At 71.3% G+C, this 21,446-nt stretch carries 20 protein-coding genes and 1 tRNA gene; 15 read left to right on the top strand and 6 right to left on the bottom strand.

The genetic code is table 11. The annotated features are described in order from the left end of the window. Positions 1 to 24: 24 nt before the first annotated feature. Both P8R59_RS17980 and P8R59_RS17975 read right to left on the bottom strand, forming a co-directional pair. A complete protein-coding gene (locus P8R59_RS17980) occupies positions 25 to 1,746 on the bottom strand; it encodes a helicase-associated domain-containing protein (protein ID WP_278102173.1) in 1,722 nt (573 codons plus the stop codon). Between the two features lies 1 nt (position 1,747). After that, entirely contained in the window at positions 1,748 to 2,017 is a 270-nt protein-coding gene (locus tag P8R59_RS17975) for a multidrug ABC transporter ATPase (RefSeq protein ID WP_278102172.1), read from the bottom strand. A 107-nt stretch (positions 2,018 to 2,124) separates the two neighbouring features. Here P8R59_RS17975 and P8R59_RS17970 point away from each other — a divergent pair, with 107 nt between their 5' ends. Both P8R59_RS17970 and P8R59_RS17965 read left to right on the top strand, forming a co-directional pair. After that, entirely contained in the window at positions 2,125 to 2,508 is a 384-nt protein-coding gene (locus P8R59_RS17970) for a cold-shock protein (protein WP_077051990.1), read from the top strand. After that, positions 2,492 to 3,160, top strand: coding sequence for a DUF3027 domain-containing protein (locus tag P8R59_RS17965; protein ID WP_278102171.1), 669 nt, complete (start codon positions 2,492 to 2,494; stop codon positions 3,158 to 3,160). Before P8R59_RS17970 ends, P8R59_RS17965 begins: the two co-directional genes overlap by 17 nt. Before the next feature lie 173 nt (positions 3,161 to 3,333). Here the strand turns inward: P8R59_RS17965 and serC are convergent, their stop codons facing one another. Beyond that, a complete protein-coding gene (serC, locus tag P8R59_RS17960; protein ID WP_077051988.1) occupies positions 3,334 to 4,455 on the bottom strand; it encodes a phosphoserine transaminase in 1,122 nt (373 codons plus the stop codon). A gap of 96 nt (positions 4,456 to 4,551) precedes the next feature. Between serC and P8R59_RS17955 the strand changes: the two genes are divergently transcribed. The 9 genes from P8R59_RS17955 (at position 4,552) to P8R59_RS17915 (ending at position 15,583) form a co-directional block, all read left to right on the top strand. Further along, positions 4,552 to 5,250, top strand: coding sequence for a metal-dependent transcriptional regulator (locus tag P8R59_RS17955; protein ID WP_278102170.1), 699 nt, complete (start codon positions 4,552 to 4,554; stop codon positions 5,248 to 5,250). A 359-nt stretch (positions 5,251 to 5,609) separates the two neighbouring features. Further along, positions 5,610 to 6,401 (top strand): M23 family metallopeptidase, encoded by a 792-nt coding sequence (locus P8R59_RS17950; protein ID WP_278102169.1) that lies wholly within the window; start codon positions 5,610 to 5,612, stop codon positions 6,399 to 6,401. 341 nt (positions 6,402 to 6,742) lie between these two features. After that, on the top strand, positions 6,743 to 7,240 hold the full coding sequence (locus tag P8R59_RS17945) for an HNH endonuclease (RefSeq protein ID WP_077051985.1): 498 nt from the start codon (positions 6,743 to 6,745) through the stop codon (positions 7,238 to 7,240). A 57-nt stretch (positions 7,241 to 7,297) separates the two neighbouring features. Beyond that, positions 7,298 to 7,855 (top strand): cysteine hydrolase family protein, encoded by a 558-nt coding sequence (locus P8R59_RS17940; protein ID WP_278102168.1) that lies wholly within the window; start codon positions 7,298 to 7,300, stop codon positions 7,853 to 7,855. Between the two features lie 84 nt (positions 7,856 to 7,939). Beyond that, positions 7,940 to 8,668 (top strand): hypothetical protein, encoded by a 729-nt coding sequence (locus tag P8R59_RS17935; RefSeq protein WP_278102167.1) that lies wholly within the window; start codon positions 7,940 to 7,942, stop codon positions 8,666 to 8,668. Beyond that, positions 8,668 to 10,212: a DNA polymerase Y family protein gene (locus tag P8R59_RS17930; protein ID WP_278103857.1), complete on the top strand. Its 1,545-nt coding sequence runs from the start codon at positions 8,668 to 8,670 to the stop codon at positions 10,210 to 10,212. The genes P8R59_RS17935 and P8R59_RS17930 overlap by 1 nt, the downstream gene beginning before the upstream one ends. 42 nt (positions 10,213 to 10,254) lie before the next feature. After that, positions 10,255 to 13,689 carry an error-prone DNA polymerase gene (locus tag P8R59_RS17925; protein ID WP_278102166.1) on the top strand — a complete coding sequence of 1,145 codons (3,435 nt, stop codon included), beginning with the start codon at positions 10,255 to 10,257 and terminating at the stop codon, positions 13,687 to 13,689. Positions 13,690 to 13,753: 64 nt separating this feature from the next. After that, positions 13,754 to 14,737, top strand: a complete 984-nt coding sequence (locus tag P8R59_RS17920) for a DUF2510 domain-containing protein (protein ID WP_278102165.1) — start codon at positions 13,754 to 13,756, stop codon at positions 14,735 to 14,737. A gap of 180 nt (positions 14,738 to 14,917) precedes the next feature. Further along, positions 14,918 to 15,583, top strand: coding sequence for a peroxiredoxin-like family protein (locus P8R59_RS17915; protein WP_278102164.1), 666 nt, complete (start codon positions 14,918 to 14,920; stop codon positions 15,581 to 15,583). Between the two features lie 121 nt (positions 15,584 to 15,704). Here the strand turns inward: P8R59_RS17915 and coaBC are convergent, their stop codons facing one another. Next, positions 15,705 to 16,907, bottom strand: coding sequence for a bifunctional phosphopantothenoylcysteine decarboxylase/phosphopantothenate--cysteine ligase CoaBC (gene coaBC, locus P8R59_RS17910; protein ID WP_278102163.1), 1,203 nt, complete (start codon positions 16,905 to 16,907; stop codon positions 15,705 to 15,707). Between coaBC and P8R59_RS17905 the strand changes: the two genes are divergently transcribed. Continuing rightward, positions 16,906 to 17,736 (top strand): NRDE family protein, encoded by an 831-nt coding sequence (locus tag P8R59_RS17905; RefSeq protein ID WP_347404931.1) that lies wholly within the window; start codon positions 16,906 to 16,908, stop codon positions 17,734 to 17,736. The genes coaBC and P8R59_RS17905 overlap by 2 nt on opposite strands. 16 nt (positions 17,737 to 17,752) lie before the next feature. After that, a tRNA-Arg gene (locus P8R59_RS17900) sits at positions 17,753 to 17,828 on the top strand. 103 nt (positions 17,829 to 17,931) lie between these two features. Here the strand turns inward: P8R59_RS17900 and P8R59_RS17895 are convergent. Together P8R59_RS17895 and P8R59_RS17890 are read right to left on the bottom strand one after the other, a co-directional pair. After that, complete coding sequence (locus P8R59_RS17895; protein ID WP_278102162.1) at positions 17,932 to 18,216, bottom strand: Fe-S cluster assembly protein HesB; 285 nt, start codon at positions 18,214 to 18,216, stop codon at positions 17,932 to 17,934. Between the two features lie 123 nt (positions 18,217 to 18,339). After that, positions 18,340 to 19,191, bottom strand: a complete 852-nt coding sequence (locus tag P8R59_RS17890) for a helix-turn-helix transcriptional regulator (RefSeq protein WP_278102161.1) — start codon at positions 19,189 to 19,191, stop codon at positions 18,340 to 18,342. A 139-nt stretch (positions 19,192 to 19,330) separates the two neighbouring features. Between P8R59_RS17890 and P8R59_RS17885 the strand changes: the two genes are divergently transcribed. Both P8R59_RS17885 and P8R59_RS17880 read left to right on the top strand, forming a co-directional pair. After that, positions 19,331 to 19,681, top strand: a complete 351-nt coding sequence (locus tag P8R59_RS17885) for a DUF485 domain-containing protein (RefSeq protein ID WP_175627620.1) — start codon at positions 19,331 to 19,333, stop codon at positions 19,679 to 19,681. After that, complete coding sequence (locus P8R59_RS17880; protein ID WP_278102160.1) at positions 19,678 to 21,294, top strand: solute symporter family protein; 1,617 nt, start codon at positions 19,678 to 19,680, stop codon at positions 21,292 to 21,294. Before P8R59_RS17885 ends, P8R59_RS17880 begins: the two co-directional genes overlap by 4 nt. The last annotated feature ends 152 nt before the right edge of the window (positions 21,295 to 21,446 follow it).

Raw genomic sequence — 21,446 nt, 5'->3', positions numbered from 1 at the left:
CGGGAACGGGTCGCCGGTCGACGCTCAGGAGGCCGGGCTGATCGAGTCGATGTGCGTCAGCGGCAGAGTGCGTTCGACGTCCGCGGCGCGATCCCGCCCGCGCAAGCGCCCGCCGCCGAGTCCCGTGGCCTCGAGTCGGAACACGCGCGCGGATCCGTCCGGCAGCCGCACGGTGACGTCGATCACGGCGCGAGCGCGCACCGCCTGATCGAGTTCGCGCTCGAGCCACGCGGCATCCGAATCCTCGCCGCCGGCCCGCAGGCGCGCGATGAGCGGACCGTAGAGCTCGGAAGGCTCGTCGGGCGTCGCGGCCGCGGCCAGCTTCGCCCGCTCGACCGCCCGCGGGCGCCCGTCCGCGTCGACGGCGACCGTCGGATAGCGGGCGTCGCTCAGGGCCCAGAACACGACGTCGGCAGCGACGTGCGTGATGAGCTCGTCGTCCGAGCGGCTGAGCGCCACCGAACGCAGCGACGTGTCGACCTCCATCGCGCGCAACAGGGTCTCGTCGTCCGTGCGGACAGTGGTGAGACCGGATGCCGTGTCGGCACTCACGCGGACTCGCCCGTGCTCCGCGGAGGTGCGTTCGATGACGTACGCGAGCGGCTGCGGCAGCCCGGTGAGCGAGATCCCGGTGAGGAAGTCGCGGAGGCTGTCGGCCGTTTCTCCGGCGGTGATGGCCGCGCCGATCGTCGCCGCGCTGAATCGGTAGCTCGACGCCTGCGCGCGCGACTCGCGCGCCGCCATCCCGCGCAGCCGGACATCGAGGTGCGGGGCGAGCGGCCCCGGCGCGATCGCGGTGAGGTCGTTCTGCAGGTAGACCTTGTCGACCTCCGGCGGAAGCAGATCGCGCAGGACCGAGGTGTCGACGTCGGCGCCCTCGGCCAGACCCCGACCCCAGGGGGGAACCGCGCCGCGGGCGTCGAGGAGACCCCATGCCCGCAGGCGGTGCGTCCATCGCGCGGCGCGCTCGGGTCCGGCGGGGTCGAAAGGGGTGGCTCCGGCCCAGGTGGGCTGCGGCATCCATCCGCCCGAAGGTGCGCGGTAGGCCCGGGGGAGCGTGTCGCGCAACGTGCGGGCGGTCGATGCCCACCGCTCGAGAGTGGGCAGGCGCAGCCACGCACGCCCTGCCGAGGTCACGAGCCAGGCGCGGCCGTTCGTGCCCAGCAACCCTGTGCGGGCGGCCAGGCCCACCAGCAGATCGGCTTCCTCCCCCGACGGGGCGGCTCCGGCATCGACGAGCCGCCGGCGTTCGCTCGCGCCGAGCGATCCCGACCCGATCCGTCCGAGGGGGGACTCCAGCGTGAGCAGAAGGACATCGGCCAGGGCCGCGGCGTTGGTGAAGGCCGACTCGGCGGCGGCCGCGTCGTCCGAGGCCTCGACGACGGCATCCGAGGATGCCGCGGGCAACCCGTCGGGAGCCGCGTCCTTCACCGCGTTCGCGACCGCGGCGTAGGCGCGGCCGTCGTCGTCGACGAGGGCGCGATCGTGGAGCGCGCGACCGATCTGGCCGATAGCCGGGATGCCGTCGTCCACCGCGGCGACGAGCGCTTCGGCTTCCGCACGCGCGAGCAACGGCAGCGCGCGGGCGATCGAGGCGGGGTCGAGCAGCGCGTCGGCGGCGTCGAACATGTCGCGCCACGTCGCGGAGGCCGCCACGTGGCGATCGGAGAGGAGGCGGGCGAGGACCTCGTCGTCGAACGCGCTCAGCGAGACCGCCAGCGCACGTTGGTCGGAGGTCTCGGGCACGTCAGCGTCCCTTGTTGGCGCGTGCCCTTCGCACGAAGCTCATGATGAGCACGGCCATCATCATGAGAAAGGCGATCGGAAGGGCGATCAGGGGCAGGATCACGACGGTGGGCCAGATGCCCTCGCCGAAGTTCGTCACGCCGGCGGGTCGCGCGAGGATGACGGTGAAGAAGCACACGATCGACAGGATCCCGAGACCGAGGGACATGAAGGCCAGGATCCGGTCGATACGCCGGATCGGGACGTCGCCGTCGGGGGTGCGCGTGCTCATCGTCGTCAGCCTACTGCCTGGCGGCCGTGCCGTAGGCTGGGGGGCCGGGATCCGATCGGGTCCCGCGTTCCGCCGCGCTCTTCGCGCACATATCCAGCGAGGTGTCCATGCCCACCGGCAAGGTCAGGTTCTACGACGACGAGAAGGGCTTCGGCTTCATCACCACCGATGACGGCCAGGACGTGTTCCTGCACGCCACCGCCCTGCCCGCCGGGACCCCCGGGCCGAAGGCCGGCACGCGACTGGAGTTCGGCGTCGCCGACGGCAAGCGCGGCCTGCAGGCCCTCTCCGTGCGCGTGGTCGAGGCTCCCGTCAGCATGGCGAAGCGGTCGCGCAAGCCCGCTGATGACATGGCGATCATCGTCGAAGACCTCGTGAAGCTCCTCGACGGCATCGGGGGCGACCTCCGTCGCGGGCGCTACCCGAGCGGGGCGCACGCCAAGAAGATCGCCGCGGTCCTGCGCAAGGTCGCCGATGACTTCGAAGCCTGAGCCCGTCGCCGACGAACGGCTCCTCCACGCCCACGACCTGGCACTGGCCGCGCTCCACGAGATCACCCCGGCCGAGACCGTCGGACCGGCCGCCGGTCATGTCGTGGAGGCCGACGACGTCGTCTCGCTGCGGTTCCACACGCGTCTCGCCGGGTATCCGGGGTGGTACTGGACGGTCACCGTCGCGCTGGTCGAGGACTCGGAGCCGACCGTGCTCGAGGCCGAACTGCTGCCCGGGGACGGCGCGCTGCTGGCTCCCGACTGGGTGCCGTGGGCCCAGCGCCTGGCCGAATACCAGGCCGCCCAGGCCGCGGCGGCCGCCGCCGGTGACGAGGCCGACGACGAGCTGGCCGACGACCTCGACGACGACGATCTCGACGACGATGACGACGCCGATGACGAGACCGACGACGATGACGACGAGCCGAAGGCGCGCCTGCACGCGGGAGACCTCGACGGCGTCGACATCGACGAGTTGGACGAGTCGGCCGGCGCTTCGGACGACGGCGACGAAGACGACGATTCCGAGGATGACGATTCCGAGGATGACGATTCCGAGGATGACGATTCCGAGGATGACGACTCCGAGGATGACGACTCCGAGGATGACGATCCCGACGGGGACGACGACGAGCGCGAGCGCAGCTACTGAGTCGACCGGCCGTCCGGGGAGTCCCGCACGGGTTCCTCGGATGATCGGGGCACGAGGGCTTCCCGCGCGGGCACCCCGCCGATGTCGCGCGCGCCTCTGACCGCGCCGCGTTGCTCCCGGGAACGGCGGAAGCCGCCCCGCGCAGGTCGGGACGGCTTCCGGTCGAGAGGGGCTCAGGCCGAGGGCAGGTGCTCGATCGTGTAGTCGATCGCGCCGATGAGGCGGCGCACGTCGTCGGGCTCGATGGAGACGAACGTGGCGATGCGCAGCTGGTTGCGGCCGAGCTTGCGGTACGGCTCGGTGTCGACGATTCCGTTGGCGCGCAGGCTCTTCGCGATCGCGGCGGCATCGATCGACTCGTCGAAGTCGATGGTCACGACGACGGGGGAGCGGTCGGCGGGGTCGGCGACGAACGGGGTCGCGACCTCGCTCGCCTCGGCCCACGCGTACAGCGCGGACGAGGACTCCTGCGTACGGGCGCCGGCCCACGACAGGCCGCCGTTGTCGAGGATCCAGCCGAGCTGCTCGTCGAGGAGCAGGAGGGTCGCGAGCGCCGGCGTGTTGAGCGTCTGCTGCAGTCGCGAGTTGTCGACAGCGTTCTTGAGGCTCAGGAACTCCGGGATGTAGCGACCGGATGCCGCGATGCGCTCGATGCGCTCGATCGCCGCCGGCGAGACCGCGGCGTACCAGAGACCGCCGTCCGAACCGAGGTTCTTCTGCGGGGCGAAGTAGTAGACGTCGGCCTGCGTCACGTCGAAGTCGATGCCGCCCGCGGCGCTGGTCGCGTCGATGACCGTGAGGGCTCCGGCATCCCCGTGCACACGCGTCACGGGAGCGGCGACGCCGGTGGAGGTCTCGTTGTGCGGCCAGGCGTAGACGTCGACGCCCTCGACGGCTTCCGCGCCGGCCCGGGTGCCGGGCTCGGCGCGACGCACGTCGGGCGCCTGCAGCCACGGAGCGGCAGCGGCGGCGGCGAACTTGCCGCCGAACTCGCCCGAGACGAGGTTCTGGCTGCGGTTCTCGATGAGTCCGAAGGCGGCGGCATCCCAGAATGCGGTCGACCCGCCGTTGCCCAGGATGATCTCGTACCCCTCGGGCAGGCGGAACAGCTCGGCGAGTCGTTCGCGCGTGCTGCCGACGAGGTTCTTGACGGGTGCCTGGCGGTGCGAGGTCCCGAGGATCGTCGCCCCGCGGGTGACGAGCGCTTCGAGCTGCGCACCGCGCACCTTCGAGGGGCCGCATCCGAAGCGGCCGTCGGCGGGCAGGAGGTCGGTGGGAAGGTCCACGTGCGGCATGCGTCGATTCTAGGGCGGGGGTCCGTCGCGTCCGGCGCGTGTGTCGGAGGGGGTCGGTAGGCTGGGAGGACCGCTACGAGGCCCGAGGACTGCTGAATGACCGATCTCATCGACACCACCGAGATGTACCTGCGCACGATCCTCGAGCTCGAGGAAGAGAACATCGTTCCGCTGCGTGCGCGCATCTCCGAGCGGCTCGGCCACTCCGGTCCGACGGTCTCGCAGACCGTGGGGCGCATGGAACGCGACGGCCTGGTCGTCGTCTCCGAAGACCGCCGGCTCGAGCTCACGGGCGACGGGCGGCAGAAGGCCGTCGACGTCATGCGCAAGCACCGTCTCGCCGAGCGCCTCCTGAGCGATGTCATCGGCCTCGACTGGGCCTACGTGCACGACGAGGCCTGCCGCTGGGAGCACGTCATGAGCGAGCAGGTCGAGCGTCGGCTCGTCGAGCTGCTCGGTCACCCCACCGAGTCGCCGTACGGCAACCCCATCCCGGGCCTCGACCAGCTGGGCGACGTGGCCGGCGCGACCTTCGAAGAGGGTGTCGTGGGCCTCGTGCGGAAGCTGACGGATGCCGGGGCGCCGATCTCCGGCACGGTCCGGCGTCTCGCAGAGCCGGCGCAGGTCGATCCCGAGCTGCTCCAGCAGCTCAAGGCCGCCGGAGTCCTGCCCGGCGCGCGTGGCCACTACCGCTTCAACGAGGGGTACGTGCTCGTCGAGATGGACGGCGTCGACGAGGGGCTCGAGCTCCCCGTCGAGGTCGCGTCGCACATCTTCCTCGTCGACGAAGCCTGAGCGCGTCGACGCGGGAGATCGTCGTATCCCGGACATCGCCTGTACACCGCGTCGCTAGGCGTGACAGTTTCGTTATCTTCGGGTAGCCTCTGAGAGTCCACAGGCGAGAAGCCCGCCGTCGGACCCCTCGCGGTTTGCCTCCCCGGCTCGTCGTCCGCAGAGGGTGAAGCCCGCACATCGTGCCCCCAAATCGAGTGCTGACGAGCCAGCGTGCACCACGCAGAGGCGCCGGAGGAAATTTGGCTGAACACACCGATCCCGTTGCGGACCTGCCCGAGGTCCCGGCGACGGGTCAGACTCGAAAGAGCGCGCGCGCCGCGGTCGCCCGACCCGCTCGCCGCCCCCAGCGGACACCCGCCGTGGCCTCCTCGGCCGTCGCCCGTCCCGCTCCCGCCCCCCGATCCTCGTCGTTCCGACGCGGCGCGAAGCCGCTGCGCAGCGCCGTGATCCTCTCGATGGTCGCCGGCCTCGTCGCGACCGTCGCGATCCCCGCGTACGCCGCGTCGCTCCCCGCGGCCGAGACCATGACGCTGCAGGAGATGTCGGCTCCCGACAACCAGTCCCTCGTCGTCGCGTCGAACGCGAACGCCGAGACGCTGGACCGCAGCAGCTACTCCGCCACGACGGCCGAAGAGATCCAGAAGAAGAAGGATCAGGAGGCCGCCGCAGCGGCCGCCGCCGAACGTGCCCGGCAGCTGGCCGCGAGTGCGAACGTCGCCGTCTCCTCGGTCAACCTCAACATGACCGCGCCCGGTTCGGGCGAGGTCCGGTGGCCGATCACCAACTACATCCTCGGTCGCGGGCTGTGGGATTCCGGATACCACCAGGGCGTCGACCTGCTCGCGCCCCAGGGGCAGCCGATCTTCGCCGCCGCCGCCGGTGTCGTGAGCGTCTCGTCCGAGAGCTACGGCGGGTACGGCGTCGGCATCGTGATCGAGCACGTCATCAACGGCCAGAAGGTCTCCACGACATACGGGCACATGACGTACGGCAGCCGCCAGGTCCAGGCGGGCCAGACCGTCGCCGCGGGCCAGCTCATCGGCCTCGTCGGCTCGACGGGCAGCTCGACGGCCAACCACCTCCACTTCGAGGTGCACATCAACGGTTCCGTGGTCGACCCGTACGCCTGGCTGCAGCAGAACGCGGGCTGAACACCGAAGTCCTCAGACGGCGTGCCGGAGACGATCGTTCTCCGACACGCCGTCTGTCGTTTCCCCGTGCAGCGGACCCCGGGCGTGTCGCGGTGGGTTAGCCTATTCGCGACGTCGGGAGAACCGAAGGGAACGCTGATGGACACCATGCCTCGCATCCGCACCATGGATGCGCTCGGGCTGCTCGTCCTTCGGCATCGTGTGAGCGGATGCCGCGGCCTCACCGCGGCTTCCGAGGCGCTGTCTGCATAGACAGCGCCTTTTTTCATGCCCCTGCGCCTCTTCCACCGTCGAGAGTCGAACATCCGAGAAGCCGTCTCGGCCATTCGAGAGGAAACGGAATGCGCACACTGGTGCTGAACGCGGGCTACGAGCCGCTCGCCGTCGTGTCGTTCAAGCGGGCCCTCGTGCTCGTGATGAACGAGAAGGCCACCGTCGTCGAACGCGTGGACGGTGATCCCGTCTGGGCGGCGGCGGGGACGTACGATCGCCCCGCGGTGATCATCCTCACGCGCTACGTGCGCGTCCCGGGCGCCCGTCGCGTTCCGGTGACCCGGCGGGGGGTGCTGCGTCGCGATGCGCACCGCTGCGGCTACTGCGGGAAGGCCGCGTCGACCATCGACCACGTGCTTCCCCGCTCGCGCGGGGGGAAGGACACGTGGGAGAACCTCGTGGCCTGCTGCCTGCGGTGCAACAACATCAAGGGCGACCGCACGCCCCAGGAGATGATGTGGGAGCTGCGTCTGATTCCGGGGCCTCCTCACGGGTCGTCCTGGACGGTCCGCGGAGTCGACAAGTCCGACCCCCGGTGGGAGCCGTACCTGGCGCTGGCGGCCTAGGCGTCACCTCTGCCCCGAGGCTGTGCACGGCATCCCGGTCGGTGGTGTGATGGAGGCATGACTCGTGCTCTCCTCGTGATCGACATGCAGCGTGGCTTCGACAACCTCGATTTCTGGGGGCCGACCGCCAATCCGGACTGCGAGGCCAACGTCGGTGCCCTCGTGGAGCGCTGGGTGGCCGACGGGGAGCCCGTCGTCGTCGTGCGCCACGACTCGCGGTCGGAGGGATCTCCGCTGCATCCGGCGTCGCCGGGGAACGCCCTGGTCGACGTCGTCGCGGCTGTCGAGCCGGCTCTGTTCCTCACGAAGAACGTCAACTCCGCGTTCTACGGCGACCCCGATCTGCACGCGTGGCTGGGGGAGCGCGGCATCCGGGAGCTCGTCATCTGCGGTATCCAGACGAACATGTGCGTGGAGACGACGGCGCGGATGGCGGGCAATCTCGGATACGACGTGACCGTCGCGCTGGATGCCACGCGCACCTTCGATCTGTCGGCGGAGATCGCGGGACTGGGGACCGTGACGCGCCCTGCGGCCGAGCTGATGGCCGCGACCGGGCTGGTGCTGCAGCAGGGCGGATTCGCCCGGATCGCGCGGACCGCCGACCTGATCTGAGCCGCCCGCGGCGATGTCGGAGGGTGATCGTATCTTCGAACCACAGGGATTGAGAGTGTAGAACACATGTTCTAACCTGTGGGAGTGAGGGCGATCGTGCGAGACCAGGCGGAGGCCGTTCCCGACATCCACGCGCTCCGGGATCGTCTCGAGCGGATGCAGGGGCGCCGCCTGGACGCGCCGGTGCTGCCGACGCACCCCGCCTTCACGTCGCTGCTTCCCGGCGGTGGCCTGCGGTCGGGGTCGGCGTACGCGATCGCCCGCTCGATGTCGCTGCTGCTGGCACTCATGGCTCGCCCCTCCCAGGACGGTGCGTGGTGCGGTGTCGTCGGCATGCCCGAGTTGGGCGCCGAAGCCGCCGAGAAGTACGGTCTCGACCTCGATCGGCTGGTCTTCATCCCCGATCCCGGGCCGCGCTGGCTGGCGGTCACGGCCACGATCGCCGAGGTCCTGCCGGTCGTGGCGGTACGCCCCCCGGCCGGAGCGAACACCGCCCGCGGAGGGGCCGAGGCCACCCGACTCGCGGCGCGGTTGCGCGATCGCGGCACCGTGCTGCTGGTGCAGGGGCCGTGGCCGCAGGCGGAGGCCGTGATCGACGTCGCCGATCCGCGGTGGGCGGGGCTCGGAGAGGGGCACGGCTATCTCGCCGGGCGTGAGCTCACGGTGTCGGTCCGCAGCAAGCGCACGCCCACGGCTCGGCGGGCGCGCATGCTGCTGCCCGCGGCCGACGGCTCGATCGAACTGCTCGGTGCTCCCACCGAGAGACTCCTCCCGCGGGAGCGGACCGAGTACCGGCAGCGGGTGGCGGGATGATGCAGGAGCCCACCCGCAGCCTCGTCCTGTGGTTGCCCGACTGGCCGGTCCTGGCCTATCGTCGCGAAGCCGTTCGACCTCCGCGGGCCGACGCACCCCTCGCGGTGTTCGAGAACAACACCGTCGTGGCCTGCTCCGCCGCGGCGCGTGCCCAGGGCGTGCGCAGGGGCCAGCGGCGCCGCGACGCTCAGGCATTGTGTCCGTCCGTCATCGTCGTCGCGGCCGATCCCGTGCGCGACGCGCGTGTGTTCGCCCCCGTGGTGGCGTTGGTGGAGGAACACGCCCCGGGGGTGCAGATCGTGCGTCCCGGACTCTGCGCCCTTCGTGCGCGCGGTCCGGCGCGGTATTACGGCGGCGAAGAAGAAGCGGCGTGCATGCTCGTCCGGCTCCTGGCGGCCGAGGGGTTCGCGGATGCCCGGGCGAGTGTGGCCGACGGGGTCTTCACGGCCGAACACGCCGCCCGCGTCACCCGTGCCGACGAGCCGGTGCGAGTGGTGCCCGGCGGCCAGGCGGCTGCGTTCCTCGCCCCGCTCCCTGTGACCTCTCTCGACGACGTCGATCTTGCGAGCCTGCTGGCGCGCCTCGGGGTGCACACCCTGGGCGAGTTCGCCGCGATGCCCGTCGAGCGTGTTCGCGAGCGTTTCGCCGAGCGCGGGGCGCGACTCCACGCCCTCGCGTCCGGGCGCGACTCCCAACCGGTGCAGCCCCGCACGCCTCCGCCCGAACTGCACCGCGAGGTCGCCTTCGAGCCGCCGCTCGAACTCGCCGACCAGATCGCCTTCGGCATGCGCATCGCCGCGGAGGAGTTCATCGCGCGCCTGGGGGAGCAGAACCTGGTGTGCACCGAACTGCGCGTGGTGCTCTCCGGAGAACGCGGGGAGCGCAGCGAACGCGTCTGGCTGCACCCCGGGTCATTCGACGCCGGTGCCGTGGTCGACCGCGTGCGCTGGCAGCTCGCCGAGGACGGTCGGGGCATCTTCGGCAGCGGTGTGGCCGGGGTGTCCATCGAGCCCGAGGCGGTGGATGACGCGGCGCACCACGCCAAGGGCCTCTTCGGCGCGGGACCCGACGAACGGGTGCACCACGCCCTCTCCCGCGTGCAGGCCATGCTCGGGCACCGCGCCGTCGTCACCCCCGTCATCGGCGGGGGCCGCTGGCTGGCCGAGCGGCAGGTGCTGGTGCCGTGGGGGGACCGCGCGGTCACGGCGAAAGACCGCGCCCGGCCCTGGCCGGGAAGTCTCCCCGACCCGCTGCCGGCCACCGTGTATCCCGAGCCGCGACTGGTCGAGGTCACCGACATCGCGGGGGCGTCGGTCACCGTGGGGGAGCGGGACGCGCTGAGCGCCCCGCCGGCGGTCCTCGACGCCGGCGGGCGCCGGGTGCGGATCCGCGAGTGGGCGGGGCCCTGGCCGATCAGCGAACGCGGGTGGGATCCCCTGCGCCGGCGCCGCGCCCACCGCTTCCAGGTTGTCGACGCCGACGGCGGCGCGTGGCTGCTCGTCGTCGAAGAGGGCGAATGGCGAGCGGAGGGGCGTTATGACTGACCGACCCCGGGTCGCGCGCACCCGGCGGACGGGGGAGGGCTGATGGGCTTCCATAATCCGCCGGTGAAGTGGTCGGAGCTCGAACGGGCGCTGAGCGACACGCGGCGACCGGCCTCGACACCGGCGAACGGCGACGGCGGCGACAGCCCCGCGTGGTCGCACAAGCGCGGGCCCTACGTTCCCCCCGCCATCGAGCGTCCCGTCGACGCCGTCCCGTACGCCGAGCTGCACGCGCACTCGTCGTACTCCTTCCTCGACGGGGCGTCCTCGCCCGAAGAGCTCGTCGAAGAGGCCGAGAAGCTCGGTCTCCACGCGCTCGCGCTCACCGATCACGACGGTTTCTACGGCATCGTCCGGTTCGCCGAGGCGGCCGAGGCACGCACCGTCCGCACCGTCTTCGGCGCCGAGCTCTCGCTCGGGCTCCCGGGGCCGCAGAACGGTCAGCCCGATCCCACCGGTTCGCATCTGCTCGTGCTCGCCCGCGGCGGAGAGGGGTACCACCGGCTCGCCGCGGCGATCACGCACGCCCAGCTCGCCGGCGGAGAGAAGGGGCGACCGGTCTACGACCTCGCCGATCTGGCCGAACGCGCCGGCGGCCCCGCGGATCCGCAGTGGGCGATCCTCACCGGATGCCGGAAGGGGGCGGTGCGTCGGGCCCTGGCATCCGAGGGTCCGGCCGGAGCCGCTCGCGCGCTCGATCGTCTGGTCGATCTGTTCGGACCCGCCGCCGTGCACGTCGAGCTCATGGACCACGGCTCTCCGCTGGATTCGGCCCACAACGACCTGCTCGCCGCGCTCGCCGCCGAACGCGGGCTCCCCGTGCTCGCCACGAACAACGTCCACTACGCCGCACCGAAGAAGGAACTGCTGGCCGCGGCCGTCGCCGCCGTACGCGCCAACCGCAGTCTCGACGAACTGGACGGGTGGCTGCCCGCGCACGCCGGGGCGCACCTGCGCTCGGGGGCCGAGATGGCCGCGCGGTTCGCGCGCTACCCGGGAGCGGTGGCGCGGACCGTCTCGCTCGCCGACGAGCTCGCCTTCCCGCTGCGGCGAGCCAAGCCTGCGCTTCCGAAGCAGACCGTGCCCGAGGGGCACACGCCGATGTCGTGGCTGCGGCACCTGGTGTGGGAGGCCGTACCGCGGAAGTATCCCCACCTCTCCGCCGACGATCGCGATCGCATCGAGCGCGAACTCGCCGTCATCGAGATGAAGGACTTCCCCGGGTATTTCCTCATCGTCTACGGGATCGTGGCCGAGGCACGGCGGCGCGGCATCCTCTGCCAGGGGCGGGGATCGGCGGCCAACAGCGCCGTCTGCTACCTGCTCGACATCACCGCAGTCGACTCGATCTTCTACCGCCTGCCGTTCGAACGCTTCCTGTCGAGCCTGCGCGACGAAGAGCCCGACATCGATGTCGACTTCGACTCCGATCGTCGCGAAGAGATCATCCAGTGGGTGTACGAGACCTACGGCCGCGACCGCGCGGCGCAGGTCGCCAACGTCATCCAATACCGACCCAAGAACGCCGTGCGCGACATGGCCCGCGCCCTGGGGCATTCCCCGGGCCAGCAGGACGCCTGGTCGAAACAGGTCGAACGGTGGGGGGCGACGCTCGAGACCGGCGCCGATCACGACATCCCCGACGAGGTCATCGAGTTCGCGGCCGAGCTGCTGAAGGCGCCGCGGCATCTCGGCATCCATTCCGGCGGCATGGTGCTCACCGACCGGCCCGTCGGCGAGGTCGTACCCATCGAGCACGCCCGCATGGACAACCGCACCGTGATCCAGTGGGACAAGGACGACGCCGCCTGGATGGGGCTGGTGAAGTTCGACCTGCTGGGGCTCGGCATGCTCGCGGCGCTGCAGTACTGCTTCGACCTGATCCGGGATGCCACGGGCGAGCACTGGGAGCTGTCGACGCTGCCGAAGGAAGAGAAAGCGGTCTACGACATGCTGTGCCGCGCCGACTCGATCGGGGTGTTCCAGGTGGAGTCCCGCGCGCAGATGGGGCTGTTGCCGCGTCTGCAGCCCCGGCGCTTCTACGACCTCGTGGTGCAGATCGCCCTGATCCGCCCAGGGCCCATCCAGGGCGGTGCCGTGCACCCCTTCGTGCGCCGCAAGCTCGGGCAGGAGCCGATCACCTACGTGCACGAGAGGCTGCGTCCGGTGCTCGAACGGACGATGGGCGTCCCGGTGTTCCAGGAACAGCTCATGCAGATGGCTGTCGCGGTGGGCAACTGCTCCGCCGAGGATGCCGACCTGCTGCGGCGTGCGATGGGGTCGAAACGCGGGCTCGAGCGCATCGATTCGCTGCGCGAGAAGCTCTACGCCGGCATGGCCGAGAACAACCTCGTCGGCGCGGTCGCCGACGAGCTGTACGCGAAGATCCAGGCGTTCGCGAACTTCGGGTTCGCCGAGTCGCACTCGCTCTCGTTCGCCCTGCTGGTCTACGCCAGCTCGTGGATCAAGCTGCACTATCCGGCGGCGTTCCTCGCGGGGCTGCTGCGTGCGCAGCCGATGGGGTTCTACTCGCCCGCGACGCTGACCGCCGACGCCCGCCGCCACGGGGTGCGGGTGCGTCGCCCCGACCTGCTGCGGTCGGGGGTCGAAGCCGGCCTCGAGCCGCTCGACGACGAGACCGGGGGACCGGATGGCGATCGCCACCGCCCCGCGACCGGACTCGACGCGTGCGCGTGCGCCGACCAGCCCCCGACGGGGGATTTCGACCGCTCGGCTCCCGACGAGACCGAGGCGCACCGGCGGGACGGGGCGTTCGCGGTGCGGATGGGGCTCGCCGGTGTCACCGGCATCGGGGTGAAGCTCGCCGAACGCATCGTCGCCGAACGCGAGAGCGGCGGTGCGTACCGCGATCTGCGTGATCTGGTGCGCCGGACGGGCCTCGTCACCGCCCAACTCGAGGCACTCGCCACCGCCGGGGCGTTCGAATGCCTCGGGCACTCGCGACGCGAGGCGATCTGGCTGTCGGGGTCGGCGGCGCAGGACCGGCCCGAGTTCCTGCCGGACTCGGTGGCGTTCGTGCAGCCGCCGTTGTTCACCGACCCGTCGAGCTACGAGGTGCTCGCCGCCGACCTGTGGGCCACGGGACTCTCCACCGACGACCATCCGCTCACGCATTTCCGTTCCGCCCTCGACGCCCGCGGTGTGCTCACCTCGCGCGAACTGCGGTCGGCCGAGACCGACCGCCGCGTCGAGGTGGCGGGACTCGTCACGCATCGGCAACGGCCGGCGACGGCATCCGGGATCACGTTCCTCAACCTCGAGGACGAGCACGGCCTCATGAACATCGTGTGCTCGGTGGGGGTGTGGAACCGGTATCGACGGATCGTGCGGGAATCGCCCGCGCTCATCGTGCGGGGCATGCTCGAGAGATCGGTCGAGGGGGTCACGAACGTGGTCGCCGACGGATTCACGGATCTCCGCGTGGGTGTGTCGCACGCCTCCCGGGACTTCCGGTGAGGACGGAGGCCTTCACTAGACTCGGGGAATTCACGCCATGCCGACGCATCACAGGGGGAACGACATGACCGACACGCCCACTCCGCCCGACGGCTGGTACCCCGACCCGGCGGGAAGCGGCGGACTTCGCCGGTGGAACGGCACGGCGTGGACCGACGACGTGCGGCCCCCGGCCGAGGCTCCCGTGGCTCCGGACGCACCGGAGTCCGCCCCCGCCGCGCCGGCCGCAGCCCCCGAGACTGCGCCCGCGGTCGATGCCCCCGCCGCCCCCGAGACTGCGCCCGAGGTCGATGCCCCCGCGGTCGCCGCCCCCGAGGCCGCGCCCGAGGCGCAGGCCGCGGACACCCCGCCCGTCCCGCCGGTGGCCCCGCCCGTCCCGCCGACGCCCCCCGTCTCCGCAGGCGCCGCAGCTCCCGCCTATCCCGGTGCCCCCGCCTACCCCGGCGCCCCGGCTCAGCCCGGCGCGGCAACACCGACGGGGCCCGGTGCCCCGGTCGCTCCCGGCTACCCGACGGCTCCCGCAGCCCCCGCGGCCGCCGCGCCCGCTCGCGCCGACGTCTCGACGAACACGGTCTGGATCTGGCTCGCCGTCGCGCTTCCGCTGCTGTCCGTGTCGACGCTGTTCCTCTTCGACTGGCAGACCTACGTCCAGGAGTCCGTCTACGCCTCGGCCTACCCCGAGCAGGCCCCCTACCTGGCGTCGTCGTCCCTGGCGGTGACGGCCGGAACGTCCATCTTCAGCCTCATCATCGTCGCCCTGACGGTGCTGTTCGCGTTCCTGGACTGGCGTCAGCTGCGCGCCCGCGGCATCCAGAAGCCCTTCCACTGGGCGTGGAGTTTCACCGTCCTCGTCATCTCCAGCGTCGGTGTGTACGTCATCGGACGCGCGGTCATCCTGCGGCGCCAGACCGGTAAGGGTCTCGCTCCGGTCTGGGGATGGATCGCGGTGACGCTGGTGACGATCATCGCCGTATCGATCTGGATCGTGGCGCTGTTCAGCGCGATCGTCCCGATCCTCGAGCAGCTGCAGTACGCCACCGGATACTGACCCGGCGGCGGGACGAACGCCGCTTAGCACCTCTTCCCGGGGCCAGGGTCGTTCGGGCCCAACGTGTCGGCCTTTGACCCTCTGTCTCACCGGATGACAGTGACGGTCCTCGCGGTTCGGGAGCGTTTTACGCTCCTCGAACCGGCGCTCGACGTCGATATCCACCCGGGGAGAACACACATGTCCACTTCGTCCATCGCCCAGCAGGTGAACGAGTTCAACGTCGGTTTCGAGGAGCAGATCGGCGACCGCCTGGCTGCGGTCTTCGCCGGGGAACAGAGCGATCTGCGGGACGCCGGCGTCCCCGCCGGTGTGCGCTCCGTCGGCGACTCCGCTCCCGATGCGGACCTCCTCACGCCGGAGGGGGCGACGACGTCGCTGTCGGCCGCCCGCGGCGAGGGGGCGGCGGTCGTCGTGTTCTACCGCGGCGCGTGGTGCCCGTACTGCAACATCACGCTCCGCACCTACCAGGAGGAGCTCCTGCCCGTCCTGCGGGAACAGGGCGCGCACCTCATCGCGATCTCCCCGCAGACTCCCGACGGGTCGGCTCAGAGCGTCACGAACGGGTCGCTCGAATTCACGGTGCTCTCCGACCCGTCCAACGTCCTGGCGGAGCAGTTCGGGATCGTGACCGAGCCGAGCGGCGCCGCCCGGTCGGCGCATACCGACCTCGGGTTCGACGTGGCCGACAGCAACGCCGACGGCACGGCGCGCATCCCGTTCCCGTCCGTCTTCGTCCTCGACGCCGACGGGGTCATCCGGTTCGCCGACATCCACGTGGACTACACCACGCGCACCGAGCCGAGCGAGATCGTCGCCGCGCTCTCCGCTCCGACCGCCGTCTGATCTGCGGCGCGGACCACGACCCGCGGCGGTCGGGTCGGGTCCGTGCCCGGACGCAGGCCGCCGGTCCGGCGACCTTCGGCGCGCCGGCGGAACGGCGGCAGGGCTTCGGACGGGAGACCCGTCAGCGCGTCCGCGCCGCCAGAACGGCGTCGAGGAGTGCGTGAGCGGTGTCGTCCTTCGTTCCGGATGCCATCGACACGACGTCGCCGTCGCGCCCCACGATCGTGAGGGCGTTGTCGGCGGACTCGAAGCCCCGCGTCCACCCGACGGCGTTCGCGGCGAGGAGGTCGACGCCCTTGCGTGCGGCTTTGGCGCGGGCGCGCTCAAGGAGCTCCTGCTCGCTGTCGACGGTCTCGGCGGCGAACGCCACGATCGTCTGGCCGGGTCGGCGTGCGGCCACGAGCCCCGCGACGACGTCGCGGTTCTCGACCAGGTCGAGCGTGAGCGTGCCGGGGGACTCCTGTTTGCGGAGCTTGTGCTCCGACACCGCGGCGACGGAATAGTCGGCGACCGCCGCGGCCATGATGATGACGTCGGCGTCGGGGGCGGTGGCATCCATCGCCCGTCCGAGCTCGTCCGCGGTGCCCACGGAGATCACCTCGACGCGCGGATCGGGGCGGACGTCCGCGTCGAGGTGCGCCGCGACGAGGGTCACGGTCGCGCCGCGGTCGGCGGCGGCGCGCGCGATGGCGACACCCTGGCGTCCGCTCGAGCGGTTGCCGAGGAACCGCACCGGGTCGATCGGTTCGCGGGTGCCTCCCGCGCTGACGAGCACCGAGAGGCCGGCGAGGTCGCGCGGGCGTTCCACGAGGGCGAGCGCGGCGGCGACGATCTCCTCCGGCTCCGACATGCGTCCGGGGCCGCTGTCACCGCCGGTGAGCGCGCCGTCCGCCGGTCCGACGACGTGCACGCCACGGGCACGGAGGACGTCCATGTTGTGCGCGGTCGCGGGGTGGCGCCACATCTCGGTGTGCATCGCCGGGGCGACCACGACCGGTGCGGTCGTCGCGAGGAGCGTGGTCCCGAGGAGGTCGGACGCGAGGCCCGCGGTCATCGACGCGAGCGTGTTCGCCGTGGCGGGCGCGACGATCACGAGATCGGCCGCCTGGCCGAGGGCGACGTGGCGGACGCGGGCGACGTCGTCGTGCACCGATGTCGTGACCGGGTTGCGGCTGATCGCCTCCCACGTCGGCAGGCCGACGAAACGCAGGGCGTCGTCGGTGGGGACGACGTGCACGTCGTGCCCCGCCTTCACCAGCAGTCGGACCAGCCCGACGGTCTTGTAGGCGGCGATGCCCCCGGTCACTCCCACGACGACGAACATGGGCCCAGTCTTCCAGGTGGATGCCGATCCGCGGCGTCCCGTGTCGATCGCCGCACCGCCCGGCACGCTTTCCCGCGCGGGTAGCGTGGACGGAATGTGCACCGTGGTCGTCGACGTCCCGCGCGAGAGCGGCCGGCCCGTCCGGGTTCTGGCCGTCCGTGACGAGGACCGCCATCGTCCGTGGCGGGGTCTCGGACCGTGGTGGCCCGAACAGCCCGGGGTGCGCGGCGTCCGCGACGACCGCGCCGGCGGGGCGTGGCTCGCGATCGATCCGGCCGCCCGGCGCCTGGCGGTGCTGCTGAACCGTGAAGACCTGTCGCAACGCTCCGACGCCGAGGTGGTCAGTCGGGGCGGCATCCCGCTGCAGTCCGTCGCGGGGACGCTCCCGCAGGACCCGCCCACACGCGGGTTCAACCTGGTGGAGGTGGATGCCGACGGCGCCACCGTCGTGGAATGGGACGGTCTCGCGACCCGGCGCACCCGACTCGCCCCCGGTACGCACATGATCGCCCATCACGCGCCCGACGATCGGGGCACGCCGCGCATCGGCCGCTGGCTCGACGACTTCCGCCGGGCGGGGATCGCGCCCGGCGACGAATGGTGGGGACCGTGGCTCGACGTGGTCGCCGCCTCCACGTCCGATCCGTCCGCCTCGGTGCTGCGGCGGGACGCGCACGACGACGTCGTGCTCGAGTCGCTTCTGGTCTGCGTCGCCTCCGTGGGCCCGGACGGCGTGGACGTGCGCGAAGCCGTGCTGTCGGAACCGGGGGAGTGGGACGAAGCCCTCGCCGCGCGCCTGCGCGCCGGAGCCGCGGTCGGCCCGCAGTAGGCTGGAAGGCAATCCCGCCTCCGTAGCTCAGGGGATAGAGCGCCGCACTCCTAACGCGGGCGTCGCAGGTTCGAATCCTGTCGGGGGCACCAGACACTCCTGGCCCCTCGGACGCCCCGGGCCTCGTGACGCGGACGCACCCGACCCCCGGACACGACGATGCCCCGGCGCGCAGCCGGGGCATCGTCGAACGGATCAGGCCTGGGCGGTCACCGCGAACTGCACGGAGCCCTGGCCGTCGACCTGCGCGTCGAGCACGCGGTCATCCAGCACCTGGGCGGCGTCGGCGTCGAGGAAGACGCGCGCGCCGGAGTCCTCCACGACGGCGTCTTCGGGCTCGGGGCCGTCGACGACCGACAGGCGGAACTGCGAATCGGGCGACCCGGCACCCTCGATGCGCACGCCGCCCTGGGCGGCGTCGGGCAACTGGGCGGCGATGGTCTTGACGGCGGTGGTGGCCTCTTCGGTGAGCGTCAGCATGTGGCTCTCCTTCTGTGTCGACGTCAGGGGCCAGCCACGATGCCGAGAATGCGAGCCCGTCTCAAGCTCTCAGCGCCATTCCCAGGGGATACCCACGGACCGTCCAGGGGCTTCCTCAGTGCGTCACGGAAGCAGACCGACCCGGCGCGCCCGGGCGACGGCGGCATGCCGGGTCGAGGCATCCAGCTTGGACATCGCCGACGCGAGATACGACTTCACGGTGGTTTCGCGGAGGGCGAGGGATGCCGCGATCTCGCCGTTGGTGGCACCCACCGCAGCGCAGGAGAGCACATCGAGCTCGCGGCGGGACAGGTGGATGCCGGCCCCCTCCGGGTCGGTCGACACATCGCCGGAGAGCGCGGCGAGGCGTGCCTCGAGTTCCTCCAGCCGTCGGCGCACGCCGTCGTCCTGGACCGTCGCGGCGATGCTGCGGAGCTGGGCATAGCTCTGGCGGATCTCCTCCCGCGCGCCGGCGCTCAGGCCGTCGTCGCCGGGCGTCGCGGCGGCGAGGCGTCGGTCGACCTCGTCGCGCACGCGCAGTTCCGTGCCGAGCTCGCCGGCGACGTCGAACGCCGGCCGCGCCTCGCGCTCACCGAGCGGGGCCTGCGCCCACGAGCCGCAGTACAGGACGCCACGGGCGCTGCCGTGGACCAGTACGGGTACGGCGAACAGCGTCGCGATGCCCTCGCCGAGGATCGCGCGGTCGTAGTCATGGGTGATGGTGCGGGCGTTGCGGTAGTCCAGGGCCAGTCGCGGGCGCCGTTCGACGAGCGCCCGACCACCGAGGCCGCGCTCGGCGTGGACGACGAGCCCCTCGATGCTGCGTGTGCGCGCCCCGACGATCGTGGAGACGTGGACGGCGCCGTCGTGCTCGAGACCGCCGAAGGCGACGGGGAAGTGCGTGCGTCGGGCGAGCTCGGTCACCGCGTGCGACACGAGCGTCGCGTCGTCACGGAGTGCGGCCGGTGCTCCCACGAACTACCTACTTCCGGGGGTGACGGCTGCGTCGCCGCCTTTCGTAGCGTCGACCCTACCATCGGGAAGGTTCTCCGACCCGGTGTTTTCCCCCCGTCCGGTGCCGCATGGCATCGGTCTCATGAGGCAAGGAGGCCACATGACGGATAGAAGGATCGACGGCGCCCCGCGCGGCGTCGACTACATCGCGGTCGAGGAGTCCGCCCCGTTCCGGGAACTGAAGAGGCGTCAGCGCAGCTTCGTCTTCCCCATGGCCGCGGCGTTCCTCGTCTGGTACTTCGTTTACGTGCTGCTGTCGTCGTTCGCGCCGGACTTCATGGCGCAGCCGGTGTTCGGCGCCGTCACGGTGGGTCTGGTGTTCGGGCTCGGACAGTTCGTCACGACGTTCGCGATCACCATGGGTTACGTCGCCTACGCGAACCGCCGCCTCGACCCGGGGGCCGAGCAGTTGCGGGAAGAACTCGAGCGCGCCGAGCGGGGTGAATCGTGAACGAGGTCTTCGGTACTGTGCACGCCGCCGTGCAGACGGTCGAGAACAACCCGGTCCTCAACATCTCGATCTTCGGGGCGTTCGTGGCGGTGACGCTTTTCATCGTCATCCGCGCCAGTCGCAACAGCAAGACCGCCGCGGACTACTACGCGGCGGGGCGGTCGTTCACCGGGCCGCAGAACGGGTTCGCCATCGCCGGCGACTACCTCTCGGCGGCGTCGTTCCTCGGAATCTGCGGGGCCATCGCGATCAACGGATACGACGGGTTCCTGTACTCGGTGGGCTTCCTGGTGGCGTGGCTGGTCGCACTTCTGCTCGTCGCCGAGCTCATGCGCAACACGGGCAAATTCACGATGGCCGACGTGCTGTCGTTCCGCCTGAAGGAACGTCCCGTCCGGATGGCCGCCGCCATCACGACGCTGGCGGTGTGCTTCTTCTATCTGCTCGCGCAGATGGCGGGGGCGGGCGGCCTCGTCTCGCTGCTGCTCGGCATCACCGAGCGCGTGGGGCAGTCGATCGTCGTGGCGGTCGTCGGCATCCTGATGATCGTCTACGTGCTGATCGGCGGCATGAAGGGCACCACCTGGGTGCAGATCGTCAAGGCGTTCCTCCTGATCGGCGGCGCCGTCGTCATGACGATCTGGGTGCTCGCGATCAACGGGTTCAACCTGAACACGCTGCTCGAGAGCGCGGTCGCGGCATCGCCGAAGGGAGAGGCGATCCTCGGACCCGGCCTGCAGTACGGCGCGAACCCGTGGGACTTCATCTCGCTCGCCCTCGCGCTCGTGCTCGGGACGGCGGGTCTCCCGCACGTGCTCATGCGGTTCTACACGGTGCCGACCGCCAAGGAGGCGCGCCGATCCGTCGTGTGGGCGATCTGGCTGATCGGCCTGTTCTACCTCCTGACTCTGGTGCTCGGCTACGGCGCCGGTGCCCTGGTCGGCCCGGAGGCGATCCTGGCGGCTCCCGGCGGAGTGAATGCGGCGGCGCCGCTGCTCGCCCTCGCGCTGGGTGGCCCGATCCTGCTCGGGTTCATCTCGGCGGTGGCGTTCGCGACGATCCTGGCGGTGGTGGCGGGTCTCACGATCACCGCGGCCGCGTCGTTCGCGCACGACATCTACGCGAACGTCGTGAAGAAGGGGAACGTCCCCCCGGACGGCGAGGTCAAGGTCGCGCGTCGGACCGTGGTCGTCATCGGCATCCTCGCCATCGTGGGTGGCATCGGCGTGCAGGGTCAGAACGTCGCGTTCCTCGTGGCGCTCGCCTTCGCCGTCGCCGCCTCGGCGAACCTGCCCACGATCCTGTACTCGCTCTTCTGGCGGCGGTTCAGCACCCGCGGTGCCGTGTGGAGCATGTACGGGGGACTGGGGTCGGCGCTGGTGCTGATCTTCCTGTCGCCGGTGTTCTGGGGCACGCCGACGAGTGTCTTCGCGAACGCGGGAGTCGCGATCTGGCCGCTGAACAATCCGGGCATCGTGTCGATCCCGCTCGGGTTCCTGCTCGGATGGCTCGGCTCGATCACCTCGACCCGCAAGGAGGACCCGCGGAAGGCGGCCGAGATGGACGTGCGTTCTCTCACGGGCTTCGGTGCCGAGAAGGCGTCGAGCCACTGAGGGTGTTCTCCGCCGCCCGGGTCCGGCCACGTGTCGGGTCGGGGCGGCGGGGACGCGTCTGCGCCGCGAAGCGAAACCCGATCCGTGCCGCAACCGCCGGCGACGCCCAAGCGACACCGGTCCGGGGAGCGAAAGTCGGCCCCGGGGCGCGA

This window comes from Microbacterium proteolyticum (assembly GCF_029639405.1).
Classification (GTDB): domain Bacteria; phylum Actinomycetota; class Actinomycetes; order Actinomycetales; family Microbacteriaceae; genus Microbacterium.
The sequence above is the reverse complement of the archived record's forward strand: the minus strand, read 5'-3'. Positions and strand labels throughout refer to the sequence as shown.